The sequence below is a fragment of the Shewanella sp. 10N.286.52.B9 genome (assembly GCF_002873635.1).
In the GTDB taxonomy this organism is placed as follows: Bacteria; Pseudomonadota; Gammaproteobacteria; order Enterobacterales; family Shewanellaceae; genus Shewanella.
This window is the reverse complement of record NZ_MCTY01000161.1, coordinates 1-18,891: the sequence shown is the minus strand read 5'-3', so window position 1 is coordinate 18,891 and position 18,891 is coordinate 1. Positions and strand designations below refer to the sequence as shown.

Here is an 18,891-nt window from a genome sequence, read left to right as displayed (position 1 = left end):
AATAGTGCTGCATTGCCAAAGCGCTTACTTTTCTTCGATTTTACGCTCTTTGGCAGCAGCCTCTTTGGCCTCACGCAAATATTTATCCGCCCGAGATTCTCGCTGTTGAAACTGCGCTTGAGATTTCTCTAACTGCTGTTGTTGCCACTCACCAGGCTCTTGGCGTTCAATAATTTCTTGCTCACGACTGCTGGTGTCGCTGGCTGCTTGGCGGGCTTTTTCAAGCTGACTTTGCTCCGTCTTTTTCGAGTCGATTCGACCTTGCTCAGCTTGTTGCGACAAGGTCAGTCGCGGCTTATCAGATGCCTGAGCAGCCACGGCAATAACGCCTAGCAAACTTGAAAGCAGTAATAGCTTGCTCATTAGCCTTAATAGACTGTTTGAATATAAGTTTAGCGACATACAATTAACCTTCCTGGTTGTTTTTAGACTCAATATAACGGGCTCGCACCTCAGCAGGCATGGCATTGAGCTTATGTTGCACCATGGCATCAAAGGCGCTAAATAGCGGGCTGATATCAAGTTCGCTATCGATTGCTTGCAATGTATAAGCGGTGGCTTCCAGTGTTGATAAACTGTCGCTACGTTTGGCCTTGCGAATAAGATATTGTGAAACCCCTTCAAATTCAATATGCAATGCCGGAAGCTCCAATAACCACGGATTAAGCTGCAACATTTTGAATGCTTTACGCCAGGTGCCATCAATTAATAAAATGCAGCAATCTGCTGGTACTGACGAGTCCGCAGCATTTTGACTATTTTCACAGGGATACACTAGATAAACAGGTTTATTGGCCGCAGCCAGCTGTTGTCGTAATAGCGCAAAATCATCGGAGCTTTCACCCACCACCACTTGAGTTTGCGGCAGGGTTAAACTCAGCAATTTAACAGTATTTTTTGCATGCTCAACTTCAGAGGGGTGCTGCAGCACAATCACCTCAGTTTTAGCCGTCATCTTAGTCACGCTATCACAGATACAAGCCGACTGCGGGTAGCCACAACTTTTACAGATAATTCTAATAACCCACTCCTTGAACATATCAATACAATTAAAGGCCATTTTATACCAATTACAATAAATAAGAATGCTGTGTAATTAAGAGCCTGTAACTGAATTTTATAATCTAAATAAATTAAAACGCCGCAAACTAATTTGCGGCGTTGACTGATTTATTGACTTAGCCCCCTTTAAATCATAACACCATGATTTAAATAAGACTTACCTATAATTTAAGGATGAACTTGCTCAACATGTAAATGATTCAAGCGTTTTGATGACATAATAATGAGTAGCACCAGTGACAAGCCGCCCATTAATATCGCTACCGCATAAGGTGCGGTGATATCGGTCATTTGAATTAACGCCGCCAATACTGATGCGCCGCTCATTTGAATACAACCTAACATAGCTGCTGCCGTACCGGCGCGCTCACCAAAGGCTGATAATGCCATTGAAGTTGCTGGGCCGAGTAATATCGCAAAACCAATACATAGCAGCATCATAGGTAGCATAAAGCTAAAGCCTGCAGCTAAACCGGTTTCAGGTCCTACAAGTTGCATCACCACCTCAAGGACTGCCGCGATGAGCATCAAGGTTAATGCCACCACCACACCTGGGCGATTACCAATGCGCTTAACTAACACTGGCGCAGCAAAACAAGCCGCGATATTGACTGCCGCATTGAGGCCAAATAAGCCACTAAATGCCAACTCACTGACCCCTAGATGGCCAATTAACCACATAGGCGAATATGATACGTAGGTGATGATAGATGCCATTGCTGCCATACAGGTTGCAGCATAAAACATGAAGTGTGGGTCGCTTAATACTGGCTTGTAACGTCCCCAGCGATAAAGCTTACCGCTAGTGTCTGTGCTTGCTGGGCGAGTTTCAGGGAATTTAAAAATAACGATAGCCAATACGATGATGGCGTACAGCGCCATAAAGATAAAGGTTGAACGCCAGCCAAACTGCAGGGCTAATAAGCCGCCCAATGTTGGTGCCAGTGCCGGAATAACGCAAATAGCGCCATTTAAATAACTGTACATTTTGACGCTTTCTTGACTGGTATAGCAGTCTCGAACCGCACTGAATACCACAATCGAAGTAGAACAAGCTGCCAAGCCTTGCAGAACACGTGCAAGTTGCAATACTTCAAACTCAACCGCCATCGCGCCAATTAGGCTGCTCACGCCATATAACACAATACCGAATAAGGCGATTGGCTTACGGCCAAAGCGATCGGCTAATGGGCCAATTAGGATTTGTCCCAGCCCCATGGCAAACAAAAACAACACTAATGTTGACTGAATTTGGCTACCACTTACCCCATACTCTAGCGCCATGGTTGGCATGGATGGTAAATATATATCGATGGCTAATGGGCTCAGTAGCACCATAAACATCAGTATTGGTAGCAGGTTACGTCTCATTGAATTGGTCTCTTACATTTCATGGTAATGATTAATTGGGCGGCATTTTAGACTACTCATGGTATGAATAGAAATGGTATTATTTCCTAAGTAAATTTCCCTTGAGGAATATCACATGAATATTGATAATCTCGCTAAAATAGACTTAAACCTGCTGGTCATTCTACAAGTCTTACTTGAAGAACAATCGGTCACTCGCGCCGCAAACCGCCTGCATTTAAGTCAGTCAGCGTTAAGCAAAAGCCTTAACCGACTACGGGCAACCTTAGACGACCCGCTATTTCAGCGTACAGCTCATGGGTTAAAGCCCACTGCCCATGCGGTAAATCTTGCCCAACAATTACCTCAACTTCTGCAAAGTTTGCATCAAATAGTGCAGCCACCAAGCTTTATTGCTGCCAGTAGCCACCAGCATTTTTCATTTGCCATGGTCGAAAGCGCCTACGAAACCTTGCTACCGTATTTTATCGGCACCATTTTAAGAGAAGCACCCAATGTAAAGTTAGACTCTTATGTGTGGACTGAAAAGTCGATGCAAGACTTACAGTTGGGGCAAATCGATTTTGGCATTGCAGGTCGTGATACTCATCCTCAAGCTGATTTGAAAATAGAGCAACTGCCTGATGGGATTAAATATCAGACCTTATTTAAAGATAGGCAAGTGTGCTTAATCCGCCAAGATCATCCGCTAATGGCACAAATTAAAGCCGGTCACTGGAATAGAGAGCTGTACCTGCAAATGGCTCATGTGCAGGTGCGCTGTGAAGGCAATGATTGGTGGGCGCTGGATTACCATCTTGCAGAGAAAAACTTACATCGGCGTATTAGCTCTACCGTGCCAGATTTTTATGGCGCTGCCAGTATTTGCGCCCACAGTGACTTAATTTTTACTTTGCCATCGAGCTTTGCAAGGCATGCTGCACTACTTTATCCACTGGTTGAAATTCCGCTACCATTTGAGTTTATGCCCATGGCCTATGTACTACTGTGGCATGAACGCAACAGCCAAGCGCCGGGCCACCTTTGGTTAAGAAATATCATTTGTGGCAGTGTAGAAGAAGCGATAAAACAAACGGCTGTCACGCAGGTTTAATCGCCCAATACTGCAATATAAGCCAGCCCATTTTTCATAACACAATCACTGACGATAAAATTTGGCACAAATTGCTGCCCAGATTGCCGCAAAAATGCACAAACATTAACCATGATTAACGTGACCTAGGCGCTGGGATCATCGATAGTCATGCTTCAAGTATTAAATTCATCGTCATCCAGTGCTATTTTGATGACGATGTTCAAAGGTTATTTTAGGAGTAACAATGAACTTTAACCAAATGTTTAATCAAACAAATTTAAAACAGCGCCTAGGGAATTTTCACCCACTATTATCATTGCTATTAGTGATTGGGATTTCGTTGACCTCGTTAGTGTTATTACCGTTTTTACTGATGTTTGCTCTAGTCAGCTTCATCGGATTGAACTTATTAGGGCGTAAATACCTAGCCCCTAGAATGCAGCCTATTTTCAGCCAGCAGTCTCAAGCAAATGAGTTTTATCGTAGCAATCCCAACATGCAGCGAGAATCATCTATCTACAAATCAGAGATGTTCCGAAAAGCCAAACCCAGCAACACGGGTCGCACTTTCGAGCACAATCCTGATTAACAAGCTGCTTACCGTTTAGCTATACCAATGAAAACACCGCCAGCTGGCGGTGTTTTAGTATCTGGGATGTATGAAACGATTAAGCCAAAATATGCTGCGCATATTGCAATGACTTTAACTCTTGTTCACTGGGCTTAAGCCCAATCACATTATCAATTTGAATTTGCAGCGACAACCAAATGGGGTCAATAATTTCAGCTTGTTGTTCATTCGCATGCTGTTTTGCCAGCTTTAACAAGGATGCCGATTCCACCACATCAATGCGGCCTAACATGCCATCGGCCAAAGCGACACTCAGTTCAATCATAGCAGGGACACTGCGGCCATAATTGATCACATCACGTAAGTAGCGCTCGGCTAAACAGCCATCCCTACCCAAACCAGCATCGTCATTTAACATGTGCTGTGCGCGGGCAAACATGGCATCAAGCTGACCTTGCTCAGCCGCTTCAGCCAACCAATGTTCACTGGTGTTAGCATCAGCCTCACAGCCTTCGCCGTTATGGAGCATTAAGGCTAGATGGTATTGCGCATGGGGATAACCTGCCTGGGCGGCTTTACTAATCCACTCAAATGCATCGGTTAACTGTTGCTGCTGATAATACAGTACCCCCAAATTCGACATCGCTTCTGCATTTTCTGCCACGGCGGCCTGTTCAAGCCAATTCGCGGCTAATGCCATATCCTGCGGAAACTGCTTAGAGCCCACTAAATAGAAATAACCCAATAAGGCTTTAGCTTCAATCACACCTGCTTGTGCTGCTTGCTCAATGGCTTGCTCGCCTTTTAGCGCGTCTTTATGACCACTGTAGCCATGCAGTAGCGCCACACCGTGTTCAAATAAACCTTGATGATGCGCCGTTGCCGCAAGCTCAAACCAGTAAGCCGCCTGTTTAAAGGTGCTGATTGACTCGGCCTGTTCAAGTTCAGGTTGCTGCAGTGATTGCTCCTGCTCTTGCTGCATTAATGCTTTTGACTTGAGCGACATCCCCACCAGATATTGCGCTTGGGGATCATTATGCATGACAGCTTGATAACACAACTCTCGCCCAGCAAAAGAATCAAAAGCTTCAAATTTATATGCTGGCGCAGCTTTTTGGTGGACTTTCGGATATAGCAGCTCAATTAACCCTAAGCTATTTTTAATGGTTTTTTCAGCGAGCGTAACCAATTGCTCTTGGGTTAGATGGTATTTCTCAGGATGAGCGCCACGATTACCGTCACTACGAAGTTTATGTAGCGCGCGCGTCGTAGGCACATCAATCAAGCGCATGCGATTTAACTGCTCGATGCGATCATATAAATTGGGGCTAGTGAATTTTAGCGACTGCTTAGCCGCGATTAACGCAGTAACTTGATGGGTAAAACTTCTGACAAACACCAAAGCCTGGGTGGGAATATCTCGCACATAGCTCTTGGCTTTAGTGTAATCTTCAACAATGTCAGGAGAGAAGCTGCCTATCAGCTCAATATCATTTAACACTTCGGGCAACTCCTCAAGGCTATCAACTCGCTTAATTAGATTTCGGTATGATCGCTGTTGGTATCATCTTCGCTAACATCAGTGCTGCGATTAACCATATACAATCTGAATAAAGCCACGTTTACAAACAGGCCTAAGAATGCGAATACAGTGTCGATGATCACCTGTAGTGGAAAACCGCCAAATTCAGCGAGAGATAATACCGTACCGCCCACTAATGACAATGGAATATACATCATCAAAATAGCCATTGTTTTCAGCACAATAGGAGATGAAAACTTAAAGCTGTTCTTAATGGCTTCTAGTGGCGTTAGGCGCTCTACAATCACCATAAAGTTTACGTAAGCTAAACGGGCAAATAAATAGAAGCTTATCGCCAAACCGACAACCCAAAACGGCCCAAACACAGCAAACAGCATTACCGGCGCTAAAATCGCTAAACCAGAAAACACCCCAGCTAATAATAGCGGCGGCACGAAAGTGAAGCTGTTTTTCAATATCATCCCAGGGGTCACTTCATGACCACGAGATCGCACCTCTAGGTACAAGGTTAGCGCCGAAATCAACAGTGAAAAAATCAGCAATAACGCCATCATCGCAGCGCCATGCATTGCACCAAATTGTGGTACTTCTACTTCTGCTTGGGCTGCCAGTTCACTGCCTAACCATAATTGGATCACGACTTGGAGTAGCAGCAACGGTACTGTTAATGATGCTAATTGTACAATGTGGTTACGAAAGAAATTATATGCTTCAGTCAAAATTGCAGACAATGACATGGGGGTTCCAATAATCAAAAAAAGATAAATATACTGCTAAGGATACCGAAAAAAGCAGTTTTTTGCACAATTGATATCGTCATTAGACTGAAGTTCCCTAAATCAATTGTCACAATTTTGTTAATAGCGTTACAATGTTAACCAAAGTATCCAATTATTATTACCTACAGGACGGCCACAATGAAAATGACTCCCGCAGTAAGCCTTTTATTAACCGCATTTGCAGTCACCACACCCGCTCAAGCTGGATGGTTAGATAACATTTTTGGTAGTGATGAAGAAAAAGTTGAAACCGTCGCCGCTACTGAAGCGGTTGCTGATGCACAATCAACTGATTTAGTTGGTAATGTCATGTCACAGCTGGGGTTAAACCAGCAGCAAGCTGAAGGTGGTTTAGGGGCATTACTAAGCTTAGCGCAATCTAACTTGGGCGATTCAGACTTTAGCCAAATTTCAGATAGCATTCCCGGTACTGATGCGCTATTGGCAGCAGTGCCAGCACTATCTTCAGATTCAGGTATGACAGGGTTATTGTCTCAAGCTGGTGATATTGGTAAGTCACTTGAAGGCGCGAGCATGGTATATGACACCTTTGAAGCACTTGGAATTAAAAAAGAATACGTGGCGCCTATGGTCGATATTGCCAAGTCTTATCTAGAAAGCAACGGCTCTGAAGGCACAGTTGATATGTTGATGAAAGGCCTTGGTTCAATCATGTAACATTTGCGGTATCGTTAATGGATTAATTTTAATTAATGCCGAGCCATTCGCTCGGCATTATTGTCTCTGTTAAGCTAAAGTCATCACATAGGCTGACACAGCTGCATACATCGTTTTGTTTATTGGAGGCAATATGATTGCTAAATTAAAACAGTTCTTACAATCCCATACCCAAGCGACCACCCCAGAAGATCAAGCGCGTCAGCTTAATCTCGCTGCTGCCAGTTTATTACTTGAAGTCATGTACGCAGATGAAACCCTTGATGAGCAAGAGGTGGCCATGTTGCCAGCTATGCTCACTAAGAATCTCGGTTTGACTCTGCAAGCCGCTGATGAGCTCATCGCTGAAGCCAAATTGATTCAAGGCAATGCCACCTCATTGTACGAGTTTACCGCTGAAATAAACGCCCAATGCTCCATCGCCCAAAAACAGAAACTGTTACTGGGGATGTGGAAGCTTGCCTACTCCGACGGCAAACTGTGCCGCAATGAAGATCAAATCATTCGCCGCACCGCAGATTTGCTGCATTTAAAGCACAGTGAAGTTATTCAAATGCGTAATATCGCCATGGAGCAACGTTAAGGGCTCTTTGAGGGCCTAACTCGCGTCGAGGTAGCCTCACAAAATTAAGCTCTTATAGCTAATCACTTATTAGCGCCTTACGAGTTAAATGATTTTTCTGCCAATAGATGAAGGGCGCAACGGTCAGCACTAAGATGCACGAATACCACATATTCTCAGCGAGTGCGTAGCCCACTCCAATACAAAATACACAGCCCGCCACCACCAAAGGTAAGTAAGCTTTACTGAGTAACTTTGCCGCTGACAACATGGTTAATAAATAGATAATCACAAACACCCCATTACTCCAGGCAATCAGATCTTCAAGTTTCTGCTCAGTGATAAATGTCAGTACAATAACCATCACCATAGTCACTAAAATGGTCACCAATGCCCGCAAAGGTACGCCGTATGAGTTCAATTCTTCAAAATACTTGGGCAATATTCCTTGCTGGCTAAAACTCCAAAGTAGCCGCGCTGCACTGGCACAATATACATTTACCGTTGCCAAGCCACTTGCTATGCCTAATACACCGATAACTTGCGCCCCAATGGCAGGCACACCCAAACCGCTCAATAGCTGATTAAAAGCATGCACCATTGCAAGGCCCTCAGCTTCAGCTGGCACAATTAATAACAACAAGGTGCACACCAGATAAATAATCCCCACCAACACAGTGCCTAACATCATTGCTGGTAACATATCTTTTTTCGGGTCGCGAAAGTCATTGGCTAAATGGGTCATGGCTTCTATGCCTAAAAAGCTCCAAAAACCGATGCCCATGGCTAACATCACGCTCGCCGCTTCTGGTTTAGCGACTACAGAGAGCGAGGTTAATTGCCCAAGGTTGGCGCCGCTGCTGCCAAATAGCACAGTCACTACAGCCACAATGGCCAGTGTTAGCCCAAACTGTAATTTGGCAGACACTTGAATGCCGCGATAATTAAGCAGCAATAACACAGCAACAATGGCGATTTCGGCGGCCAATTGCCCCCAACCTGTTATAGCAACCAGCGCATCCATAAATTGAAAGGTCATTAAAATGGCTGCGGGGGCGCCAATGGGGATCACTAATAAAAAAATCAGCCCTATGGTGCGCCCTGCTGTGATACCAAAGGCTTTTTCAATAAAATAAGCTGGCCCTGCGGCATGGGGGAAGCGACTTGCCAGCAAGCCAAATACCACTGCCACCGGCAATATGGCGACTGTGAGTATAATCCACGCCAGTAAAGCGCCACTCCCAGCCACCTCTATGGTCATCTGTGGCAATATAAATACCCCAGTGCCCAGCAAAGTGGTGGCCATCAGTCCTGCGCCTTGCCAGCGCCCTATGCTTGCTGTAATTTGATTCATTGTCTTTATCTATAGTGATATTTAGTAAGAGTATAAGCTGATAGCGCTTGTCAAACTGCAGCATATCACCTGCAAGATCACCGAACAAACCGACAAAATGACGGCATTTAGCTCAATAACCAACATAATGAGGGTTAGCCTTGGACAAGTTCGATCAATTAATCATTAACGCATTACGCCTTAATGCCCGCCAAAGCATTTCAAATATTGCTGAGCAAGTGAGTTTATCTCGCAGCGCAGTCACTGAACGCATCAAAAAGCTAGAACAAACCGGCGTGATCCGTGGTTATCAAGTGCTATTGAGCGAGTCACAAAAAGAAGGCGTTTCAGCGTATTTCGAAATCCAGCATGAACGCGCTAATTGCGCTGATGTAGTCCATGTTTTTCACGCGATTCCTGAAGTGATCACGTGCCAAGGCATTACCGGCGAAATGGATTTATTAGTGTATGTGAATGCCCCATCAATGAAGCGCTTACATCAAATTCGGGAATACATTGATGCCCAAGCCGATATCGTTAAAATCAAAACCCACGTGGTGATGAGTGAATGGATTAATAACCAGCCCAGTAATTAGGCTATTAGGTTAAATCAAAGTCGCTAGCTTGAATTGTAGCAATTTATCTGTTCCCCTTTACTGGCGCTATTTTTAGCTTATTAAGCTAGCTTTTTATAATTTTCCAACCGAAATCTTAGATATAGCAGCTTGATAGCGTTACACTTCTTAGTAACTGGTTTTCTATTAGGTTTATCAACATGCAATCACAGCCGACATCTGACATCAATTTACTTTGGGGCGCACTCATTTTAGAAGAGTTAGCCAGACTGGGTGTTAAACATGTTTGTATGGCGCCAGGCTCTCGCTCAACCCCATTAACCTTAGCAGCAGCGGCGCAGTCAAGCTTGCAATCTCACCTTCATTTTGACGAACGTGGGCTGGGTTTCATGGCGCTGGGCATAGCTAAAGCCAGTCACAGCCCGGTGGCCATCATCACCACTTCTGGCACTGCGGTGGCGAATCTGTATCCCGCCATTATTGAAGCTTGGCTTACTCAGGTGCCGCTGATTATTTTAACTGGCGACAGGCCGCCTGAACTCATTGGCTGCGGCGCTAACCAAGCCATTAATCAGCCCGCCATTTTTGCTGATTACGCTAAGCAAGTGAATTTACCGACGCCGGATCTTGCCATCAGCCCTAATACCTTGCTCACCACCATTGATGAAGCAGTGGCAAATTTAACCCAGCCAGTACATGTCAATTGCATGTACCGAGAGCCTCTGTATCCCACAGAGCTTCAAAGCCTAGGGCAATTAGCCCAATCAATGAGTGATTATGTAACGCCAATTACGCCATGGTTAAACCACTCTCACCCTTACACGGATTACGGCCAGTTAGCTCAAACCAATCTGCCTAGCCAAGACACTATGATGCGTTTTGCACACGGCAAAGGGATCATTGTGGCGGGAACCTTATCCCCCCAAGAAAACCCAAAGCAAATTATTGAATTATCTCAAAAACTGGGTTGGCCAATAGTCGCCGACGCGCAATCACAACTGAGGCAGCACCCCAGTGTTATTGGCCATATCGATCAACTGCTGCTAAATCCTAAAGCCAGTAAATTTATTGAACAAGCTGACCGCATTTTGGTGTTTGGTGGCCGCTTTATCTCTAAGCGTTTAATCAGCTTTATTGCTAATCATCAATGGCATAGCTATTGGCAGGTATTAGCAAACCAGCAACGACTGGATCCAAACCATCAATCAAAACGAATTTGGCAAGCCAGTATCACTGCCATGTGCAATAACAATTGGCCTCGCTCCTCTGCAGCTAATTGGGCGTTAAGCTTAGTTGAGCACAATCAAAACATTGAAGCATTACTAACGCAGCATATTGATCAAAGTAGTTTTGGTGAGCCGCAAGTGGTTCGGCATATCGCTCAGCAGCAAAGCGCATCACATCAATGGTTTATTGGTAATAGCTTGCCAATACGCTTATACGATATGTATGCACCAATCATTTGCGAGCTACCCGATATTTATACTAACCGCGGCGCATCGGGTATTGATGGCTTAATCGCTACCGCAACTGGGGTGGCATTAGCCAATAATCAGCCTACCACCTTGCTTATTGGGGATATTTCCAGTTTGCACGACTTAAACTCACTGGCGATGACCAAACACGTTAACAGCCCGTTTGTGATTGTGATTTTAAACAATGACGGCGGTAATATCTTTAACCTGCTGCCGGTACCCAATGATGCCGTTCGAGAGCAATATTACCGCTTAAGCCATGGCTTAGAATTTGGCTACGCAGCAGCCATGTTTGGTCTGGCCTATAATCAAGTGGATAGTTTAACGAGTTTTAATGAAGCCTACGCCGATGCGATGGGATATGCAGGCACCTCAGTCATTGAAGTGAATGTCAGCCCAACTCAGGCCAGCGATCAGATTAAACTCATCGGACAATGGGTGAGGCAGCACTAATGCCAATAATTAATCGTTTTGGCGACACCAATTTACCAGCACTGGTATTATTGCATGGTTTTTTGGGGTCAAAAGAAGACTGGCAAGCAAGCTTACAGATTTTAAGTCAGCACTTTCACTGTATCTGTATCGACTTACCAGGCCATGGTGACAATCAGCTAGAATTGCCAACCCCAGGCTTTGAAACGGCGGCGCAGTCTATTGTCGATAAAGTCATCCAGCTCGGTTATAGCCAATTTCATTTGTTAGGTTATTCATTAGGTGGCCGTATTGCACTGCACATTGCCAAGCTTTACCCCAAAGCAGTATTAAGTTTATTGCTGGAGTCAGCGCACTTAGGCTTAACCAGCAGCCGCGACAAACAAGCACGCCTCAAGCACGATCAAAAGTGGGCCGATAAGCTCGCCGTCGAACCTATTAGAGACTTTCTCGAGCAATGGTATCAACAGCCAGTATTTGCTAATTTAACCACGGACGCTAGAAAAAACCTGATTGCGATTCGCAGTAAAAACAATCCCCAAGCGCTGCTGCACTGTTTTAAAAGTACCTCGCTAGGGTTACAACAAAATGGCGAAAAAGTGCTGAAGCAATTACACTGCCCCGCCTACCTGTTAGTGGGAGAACAAGACAGTAAGTTCAGTCAACTTGCCCAGCAGTGGCAGCAAAAACTGCAACTTAACACAGTCACCATTGCTCATTGCGGTCACAATATCCATAAAGCGCAACCTAAGATGTTTGCCGCTAGGATCATCCAACTTTTAACCCCTTAAGGACATCATTCATGGCAACCGCTAACAGTAATAATAACCAGGTTTTAATGAATGCCCCACGTATTAGTCAGCTTGAGTTATATCGTTATCAAATTAACTTGGCGCCCCATTTACCCGTAGCTAAACAACGTATTGATATCCGCCACGGCTTAGTCATTGCAGCAAGTCTAACTAGCGGCCAACAAAGCTTTGTTGAAATAGCGCCACTGTCTGGCACTGACATTGAAGGCGTGGCGCTCAGCGGTTTTAGTCATGAATCACTTGACGCAGTTATCGAACAACTCACCACCCTATTACCACGCTTAATAGGCAGTAGCCTTACTCAAATTAATGAGATATTGGCATCTGCTGAGCTTTATCCATCCGCTGCATTTGGCTTAAGTTTATTAGCCCTTAAGCTTGATGGCGGGTTTGATCATCCCCAATATGATTATGCTCAATCAATGCAAAGTAAAATTGGCCTTTTCTATTATCAACCAGACTCAGATCTCAATAAGTTACGAGCAAAACTGGCCCAATTAGATAAACGCAGCTACTCAGTTAAAGTGAAAGTCGCCCAAGCCAGTATCGAGCAGGAAATAAAATATATTCATCAAATACTTGAGCTTAATCCAAAGCTTAAACTCCGTTTAGATGCCAACCAAGGCTTTACACCTGAGCAAGCCATTGAGTTTCTAGCGTGTTTGCCTAAAGCGGCCATTGAATATATTGAAGAGCCATGTAAAACCCCAGCAGAAAACCAACAGGTTTACCAAGCCCTTAAAATTCCTTTTGCTTTAGATGAAAGCTTAAACGACAGCAAGTATCAATTTGACATGCTTGAAGGTCTAACCGCGCTGGTAATTAAACCCACCATCATAGGCGGCATTAATCAATTAACAGGGTTAATTACCAAGGCCAATAGCCATGGCGTGCGCTGCATTTTAAGCTCAAGTTTAGAGGCAAACCTTGGGATTAATGACTTGGCTAAATTAAGCTATATGCTGACTCCAGATGAAACCCCAGGACTCGATACCCTATCAAGCTTTAGTGAACCGCTTATTGATGAACAAGGGCAACTGAATAAAGCGGTTTGTGTGCTACTGCAGCGCGAAACGATTTCTGAAGCGACGATCAATCAAGACGCTGATCTCACCCAAGCTGCAGCTCTCAATCAAGCATCGATCCTTATTGCCGATAGCGAGCATTAATATGAATAACATGATATCGCCGCTGCACCAAACTGCTATTGAACATCCAAATGCAGTGGCAATCATCTTACCGAATAGCGCCGCTGAGCTCACAGCGGGTTTCAATAAAACCGCCAGTGCATCAACTGCGAGTAACGATACCCAAACCGCCATTAGCTATGCTCAGTTAAGTCAGCTGGTATTAGCATTGGCGCAGCAACTTAGCGGCCAAGGGGTTGCAAAAAATCATCGACTGGCCTGCATTAGTCGTAATAATCTGGAAATGATTTGCCTGTATTGGGCCTGTATTGATTTAGGGGCATTATTTTTTCCGATATCACCCCGTTTTCCTGCTGCGCAAATAAGCCAACTATGCCTGCGTTTTAACATCAATTACTATTGGTCTGAGGCTGATTTAACACCGCAATTAGCATCAGTATTAGCCACACAGGCACAGCCGCAACCTATCACAACTGAGGTGACATTTAAGCTTAACCTAAATACCAGTAAGCCACTCAGGCCCTTCGCTATCGACGCTAGCCAGCCAGTGAATGTTATTCTGACCTCTGGATCAAGTGGCACCCCAAAAGGAGTGGTTCATAGCCTTAGTAATCATATTGCTAGCGCCACAGGCTCAGCTGAAAATATCAACCTAGATAAAGGGGATAGCTGGTTATTATCATTACCGCTATTTCATATTGGCGGCCTCGCCATTGTTAATCGCTGCGCCATCGCCGCTGCCACCATAGTACTCAGTACCGAGCAGCCTCTTGTTAAGCAATTAGCCCAAACGCCATTAAGCCACTTATCGTTAGTATCTGCCCAGCTAAGCCAGATTTTAGACACTGATGCGACAGTACTTAAACATGTAAAAGCATTATTGCTCGGTGGCGGCGCGATCGATCTGCTACTGGTTAAACAGCTAGCTCAGTTACACATCAGCGCTTTTTGCAGTTACGGCATGTCAGAGATGAGCTCACAAATCACTACCGCGGCCATTAATAGCGCTAATCATTTAGGTACAGCGCTGCCACAGCGGCAATTAAAGCTAGTTGATGGGGTAATTTGGGTCAAAGGCCCATGTTTATTTTTAGGCTATTTACAAGCAAGCCCTGATCACACCCTAAGCGCTTCACAGCAGCGAGCAGAGCCCATACTTGAGCGTCCTGTTGATGAGAACGGTTGGTTTTGCACTAATGACCAAGGCCAATTTGATGACCAAGGTCAGTTACATTTACTGGGCCGCGTAGACAATATGTTTATCTGTGGTGGTGAAAATATTCACCCAGAAGAAATTGAAGCCGCCTTAAGGGCTCACCCTGATATCGCTCAGGCCATTGTGTTTGGCCAATATGATGCTAAATTTAGCTTGCTACCAGCAGCAATTATTCAATTTAAAGCTCCCCAAGCCCAGCTAACAACCGAGGTTATTGGCAGCATTGAAGCACTGCTATTAAAGTTTATCGCTCGCTTTAAGCGCCCTCGTCACTATTACCCTTGGCCCGATAATATTGAGTCCGCCAGTTTAAAAATACCTCGCAAACAGATCATTGCTGCGGTTAAGAGCCAATATAACCTCGACTCACTTTAGGCTGTTTTATCACGGCTTTCAGCTAATAACAGCTTTAGTTGAAAGCTAATTTTTAGCCACAAAAAAACCTGCCGTAGCAGGTTTTAGTTTTTAGCGAGATTGAAGTGAATCAACCCGAGGCTAAGTTAGATTTCCATACAAGATTTAAGCTTGGTCATGGCATTCTTTTCAAGCTGTCTAATGCGCTCTGCAGACACTTGGTAAGTAGCGGCTAATTCTTGTAGTGTTGTCTTGTCATCATCTAACCAACGCGCTCTTAAAATATGTTGGCTACGTTCATCAAGGGTTTTAATTGCCGAGAATAAACGCGCTTGAGAGTCTGACTCCCAATTTTGATTTTCAACTTCAAGTGCAACATCGGAAGAATGATCTTCTAAATAATGAACTGGGGCAAAATCCACACCGCTGTCATCATCATTGTCGCTGGCTAAATCAAATGCAGGATCTTGAGCCGCCATACGCGACTCCATCTCAGTGACGTCTTTTTTAGACACCCCAAGGTTTTCGGCAACCATGCCGACTTCTTCATCACTAAACCAGCCTAAACGCTTTTTGGTTTTACGAATGTTGAAGAATAATTTACGTTGCGCTTTGGTGGTGGCAACTTTCACAATACGCCAGTTTTTAAGCACGTATTCATGAATTTCAGCTTTAATCCAATGCACAGCAAAAGACACCAAGCGCACACCAACACCAGGATCAAAACGTTTTACCGCTTTCATCAAACCAATGTTGCCTTCTTGAATAAGGTCCGCCTGTGGCAAACCATATCCTGAATAACCTTTAGCCACATGCACTACAAAGCGCAGGTGCGACATAATCAGTTTTTTTGCCGCTTGTAGATCGCCAGTTTCTTGCAAACGCTTGGCTAACTCATGCTCTTCTTCGGCCCCAAGCATTTCGATGCCTGTGACTGACTGCATATAAGCTTCTAAGCTGCTACTACCTCTAGGGACAGTAAGTGACATAGATTGCGATTGAAAGGCCATTGGCGCTCCTACATTAACAACATTAAAACGGTCTATTGCTCATTATACAGCTAGCTGGCGGCAATAGCTTGTGAACTATCTATGATATGGCGACATATGTCAACATGGCGACCAGATTAGTTGGTGCACATTTTTTGTGCTAATTTATACTCGACTGAAAACACATCGATTACAAGTTAATAAAAATTCATCAAAGCCGCGATCAATTTAGCTATTAAATGATACCAACCAAGCCCTAAGAAGGTTCAATGGCACGTAAATGCTGCCTTACCGATAAGTATGAACCTAGCCAGCCTAAAAACGAGGCAAGTAGCACTAACTTAATTAGCTCAGAGAAACTCAAGGCTTGAATTTGCAACTGGCTACCATAAAGACCTAACAACTCAGCTAAAGCAGAATCAAGATACCAGACTAATAAATTGATAATAACCCAAGCTAACACGCCGCCAATCACCCCATACCAAATACCGGTATAAAGAAACGGCCGTTGAATAAAAGACTCTGTGGCGCCGACCAGTTTCATGACTTCAATTTCAGTACGGCGATTCATAATGGCTAAGCGAATAGTATTGCCAATCACTAACACCACTGCTAATACCAGTAACGCAGCAATGGCGAGTACCGTGCGCTCAATTAACCTAACCATGGCTTGCAGGCGCTCAAGCCATTCAATATCTAAACGGCCAAAGCTCACTTCAGGCTCACGCTCAAGCTTTACTAATAGTTGTCTTGCTCCTTCAGGGCTCGAGTGACGCGCCAAAGGTGTTACCACCACCACGGCTGGCAACGGGTTACTATCAAGGTAAGATAATGCTTCGCCAAAGCCTGATAAGCGCTGAAACTCTTCTAGCGCTTGCTCGCGGTTTATATAGTCAACCGCATCAACTTCAGCGTATACATTAATACGGCGGATTAAATTTTGAATAGATTGCTCACTGCGGCCTTCGTTAATAAATAACGATATTTCAGCAGCATTATTCCATGACTGGGTGATGTTCTCGGCATTTTTAACCAGTACTTGCAAAGCTGCAGGTAAGCTTAAGCTCACCCCAAGTACCGCCATGGTCATCACAGAGGACACCGGGTTGCGCCACAGCTCGCCCACACTCGCCATTGCTTGCTGAATGTGGCGCACAAAAAACATCACTACTCGACCCGTAAAAGGCAGCTTACTGGCGGTAATTTTAACTTTTCTGGTCATTATACTTGCCCTTCTGTGGTCGCAGAATAGAGCTCGTCATTGCCAAGCATTTTGCCCTGACGCAGGGTTAAGGTGCGGTATTTCATCCGGGCAATCAAGCCTAAGTCATGGGTGGCAATCAGCACGCTAGTGCCAGAATCATGGAAGGTTTCGAATAATCTTAAGATATCCATCGATAACTTAGGATCTAAGTTACCTGTGGGTTCATCGGCCAGTAATAAAGGCGGTTTGTTGACAATGGCGCGGGCAATACCAACACGTTGTTGCTCACCGCCAGATAGCATGATGGGTAAATGACGCTCTTTGCCATACAGCCCCACCATGTCGAGTGCGCCAGCAACTCTTTTGCGGATCTCGCCGTGGGAGAAGCCTTCAATCACTAATGGCAGCGCAATATTATCAAATACGCTTTTATCCATTAATAAGTGGTGGTTTTGAAAAATCATGCCGATATTGCGACGTAAATACGGCACATGCTTTTTCCCTAACTTGGCAATATCATGACCATTAATCGATACTTTACCGGCACTGGCTCGCTCAATCACAGTGATCAATTTGAGCAAGGTACTTTTACCTGCGCCAGAATGTCCGGTTAAAAAGGCCATTTCCCCTTGTTGGAGGTGAAAATTAACTTCTGAGAGTGCTTTTTGGCCACCCGGATAAATCTTACTGACTTGCTCAAACTGGATCATAAATGACTATTCTGCCTTTTCCTGACTAAATAATGCTTCGATGAAATCGCTGGAATTAAAAGTACGTAAGTCATCAATTTGCTCACCAACACCTATGTGTCGGATCGGAATATTAAACTTATCAGCAATGGCGAAAATAACCCCACCTTTTGCAGTACCATCTAATTTACTAATGGTGATCCCCGTTACCCCAACGGCTTCTTGGAATAACTGCGCCTGGCTAATGGCATTTTGCCCGGTACTTGCATCTAGCGTTAGCATCACCTCGTGGGGCGCATTAGGGTCTAATTTTTTCATGACGCGAACAACTTTTTTCAGCTCTTCCATCAAATGACTCTTATTTTGTAAACGCCCTGCCGTATCGGCAATCAGTACGTCAACATTACGCGCTTTGGCAGCTTGTAATGCATCAAATAATACCGAGGCACTGTCTGCGCCGGTATGTTGGGCAATCACAGGGATGTCATTACGTTGTCCCCAAACCTGTAATTGCTCAACGGCTGCTGCACGGAAGGTATCACCAGCCGCTAACATGACAGATTTGCCTTGTTTTTGATACTGTTTTGCTAATTTACCAATGGTGGTAGTTTTACCCACGCCATTGACGCCGACCATTAAAATAACAAATGGGCCGTCTGCATTTTCAGGCACTAAAGGGACTGCCACTGGATCGAGAATAGTTTGTAATTCGTCTCGTAATAAATCATATAGCGCTTCGGCATCTTTAAGTTGCTTACGTGATGCTTGTGAGGTCAAATTATCAATCAGGCGAGTGGTGGTTTCGACGCCCACATCGGCAATCAATAATTGCTCTTCGAGTTCTTCGAATAAGTCATCGTCAATTTTTTTACCGCGGAAGATCCCCATAAAGCCGCTACCAATGTTTTCACTGGTTCGCAGTAATCCACGCTTTAAGCGGGCAAATAAGCCCTCTTTTACCGGTTTAGCCTGAGGCTCATCCACTTGCTCTTGCTCAACGTCAGCCGCTTCGGCTTCTGCTGC

General features: G+C 44.6%; 19 protein-coding genes. 9 read left to right on the top strand and 10 right to left on the bottom strand.

Features of this window, described 5'->3' with window-relative positions; translation table 11 throughout:
- Positions 1 to 24: 24 nt before the first annotated feature.
- The 3 genes from BCU91_RS09045 to BCU91_RS09035 all read right to left on the bottom strand — a co-directional run bounded on the left by BCU91_RS09045 (position 25) and on the right by BCU91_RS09035 (position 2,433).
- Positions 25 to 402, bottom strand: coding sequence for a hypothetical protein (locus BCU91_RS09045; protein WP_241901066.1), 378 nt, complete (start codon positions 400 to 402; stop codon positions 25 to 27).
- A 4-nt stretch (positions 403 to 406) separates the two neighbouring features.
- Positions 407 to 1,060, bottom strand: coding sequence for a tRNA-uridine aminocarboxypropyltransferase (locus BCU91_RS09040; RefSeq protein WP_241904056.1), 654 nt, complete (start codon positions 1,058 to 1,060; stop codon positions 407 to 409).
- A 170-nt stretch (positions 1,061 to 1,230) separates the two neighbouring features.
- Positions 1,231 to 2,433: a multidrug effflux MFS transporter gene (locus BCU91_RS09035; protein ID WP_102440159.1), complete on the bottom strand. Its 1,203-nt coding sequence runs from the start codon at positions 2,431 to 2,433 to the stop codon at positions 1,231 to 1,233.
- A gap of 115 nt (positions 2,434 to 2,548) precedes the next feature.
- On the opposite strand from BCU91_RS09035, the gene BCU91_RS09030 reads away from it, so the two are divergent.
- Together BCU91_RS09030 and BCU91_RS09025 are read left to right on the top strand one after the other, a co-directional pair.
- Complete coding sequence (locus BCU91_RS09030) at positions 2,549 to 3,526, top strand: LysR family transcriptional regulator (RefSeq protein ID WP_102440158.1); 978 nt, start codon at positions 2,549 to 2,551, stop codon at positions 3,524 to 3,526.
- Between the two features lie 226 nt (positions 3,527 to 3,752).
- A complete protein-coding gene (locus tag BCU91_RS09025) occupies positions 3,753 to 4,097 on the top strand; it encodes a hypothetical protein (RefSeq protein WP_102440157.1) in 345 nt (114 codons plus the stop codon).
- 79 nt (positions 4,098 to 4,176) lie between these two features.
- Here the strand turns inward: BCU91_RS09025 and BCU91_RS09020 are convergent, their stop codons facing one another.
- Both BCU91_RS09020 and BCU91_RS09015 read right to left on the bottom strand, forming a co-directional pair.
- Positions 4,177 to 5,580, bottom strand: coding sequence for a tetratricopeptide repeat protein (locus BCU91_RS09020; RefSeq protein WP_102531322.1), 1,404 nt, complete (start codon positions 5,578 to 5,580; stop codon positions 4,177 to 4,179).
- Positions 5,581 to 5,615: 35 nt separating this feature from the next.
- On the bottom strand, positions 5,616 to 6,359 hold the full coding sequence (locus BCU91_RS09015) for a hypothetical protein (RefSeq protein ID WP_102440155.1): 744 nt from the start codon (positions 6,357 to 6,359) through the stop codon (positions 5,616 to 5,618).
- Between the two features lie 180 nt (positions 6,360 to 6,539).
- On the opposite strand from BCU91_RS09015, the gene BCU91_RS09010 reads away from it, so the two are divergent.
- Together BCU91_RS09010 and BCU91_RS09005 are read left to right on the top strand one after the other, a co-directional pair.
- Positions 6,540 to 7,079 (top strand): DUF2780 domain-containing protein, encoded by a 540-nt coding sequence (locus BCU91_RS09010; RefSeq protein WP_102440154.1) that lies wholly within the window; start codon positions 6,540 to 6,542, stop codon positions 7,077 to 7,079.
- A 133-nt stretch (positions 7,080 to 7,212) separates the two neighbouring features.
- The gene (locus BCU91_RS09005) at positions 7,213 to 7,662 is read left to right on the top strand and encodes a TerB family tellurite resistance protein (protein ID WP_102440153.1); all 450 of its coding nucleotides are present in this window, start codon (positions 7,213 to 7,215) and stop codon (positions 7,660 to 7,662) included.
- A gap of 58 nt (positions 7,663 to 7,720) precedes the next feature.
- Here the strand turns inward: BCU91_RS09005 and yjeH are convergent, their stop codons facing one another.
- Positions 7,721 to 8,995, bottom strand: a complete 1,275-nt coding sequence (gene yjeH / locus BCU91_RS09000; RefSeq protein WP_102531321.1) for an L-methionine/branched-chain amino acid transporter — start codon at positions 8,993 to 8,995, stop codon at positions 7,721 to 7,723.
- 140 nt (positions 8,996 to 9,135) lie between these two features.
- On the opposite strand from yjeH, the gene BCU91_RS08995 reads away from it, so the two are divergent.
- The 5 genes from BCU91_RS08995 to menE all read left to right on the top strand — a co-directional run bounded on the left by BCU91_RS08995 (position 9,136) and on the right by menE (position 15,007).
- Positions 9,136 to 9,570, top strand: coding sequence for an Lrp/AsnC family transcriptional regulator (locus tag BCU91_RS08995; protein ID WP_102440151.1), 435 nt, complete (start codon positions 9,136 to 9,138; stop codon positions 9,568 to 9,570).
- A gap of 179 nt (positions 9,571 to 9,749) precedes the next feature.
- Entirely contained in the window at positions 9,750 to 11,477 is a 1,728-nt protein-coding gene (menD, locus tag BCU91_RS08990; RefSeq protein ID WP_102531320.1) for a 2-succinyl-5-enolpyruvyl-6-hydroxy-3-cyclohexene-1-carboxylic-acid synthase, read from the top strand.
- Positions 11,477 to 12,247, top strand: a complete 771-nt coding sequence (menH, locus tag BCU91_RS08985; protein WP_102440149.1) for a 2-succinyl-6-hydroxy-2,4-cyclohexadiene-1-carboxylate synthase — start codon at positions 11,477 to 11,479, stop codon at positions 12,245 to 12,247. The genes menD and menH overlap by 1 nt, the downstream gene beginning before the upstream one ends.
- An 11-nt stretch (positions 12,248 to 12,258) precedes the next feature.
- Positions 12,259 to 13,437: an o-succinylbenzoate synthase gene (menC, locus tag BCU91_RS08980; protein WP_241901067.1), complete on the top strand. Its 1,179-nt coding sequence runs from the start codon at positions 12,259 to 12,261 to the stop codon at positions 13,435 to 13,437.
- A gap of 1 nt (position 13,438) precedes the next feature.
- Positions 13,439 to 15,007: an o-succinylbenzoate--CoA ligase gene (gene menE, locus BCU91_RS08975; RefSeq protein ID WP_102531319.1), complete on the top strand. Its 1,569-nt coding sequence runs from the start codon at positions 13,439 to 13,441 to the stop codon at positions 15,005 to 15,007.
- A gap of 125 nt (positions 15,008 to 15,132) precedes the next feature.
- On the opposite strand, the gene rpoH is transcribed toward menE, so the two are convergent.
- The 4 genes from rpoH to ftsY all read right to left on the bottom strand — a co-directional run.
- A complete protein-coding gene (rpoH, locus tag BCU91_RS08970) occupies positions 15,133 to 15,996 on the bottom strand; it encodes an RNA polymerase sigma factor RpoH (protein ID WP_102440147.1) in 864 nt (287 codons plus the stop codon).
- Positions 15,997 to 16,231: 235 nt separating this feature from the next.
- Positions 16,232 to 17,197, bottom strand: coding sequence for a permease-like cell division protein FtsX (gene ftsX / locus BCU91_RS08965; RefSeq protein WP_102440146.1), 966 nt, complete (start codon positions 17,195 to 17,197; stop codon positions 16,232 to 16,234).
- Positions 17,197 to 17,889: a cell division ATP-binding protein FtsE gene (ftsE, locus tag BCU91_RS08960; protein WP_076538182.1), complete on the bottom strand. Its 693-nt coding sequence runs from the start codon at positions 17,887 to 17,889 to the stop codon at positions 17,197 to 17,199. Before ftsE ends, ftsX begins: the two co-directional genes overlap by 1 nt.
- Before the next feature lie 6 nt (positions 17,890 to 17,895).
- The coding region (ftsY, locus tag BCU91_RS08955; protein WP_102531318.1) for a signal recognition particle-docking protein FtsY at positions 17,896 to 18,891 on the bottom strand (996 nt) is incomplete at its 5' end.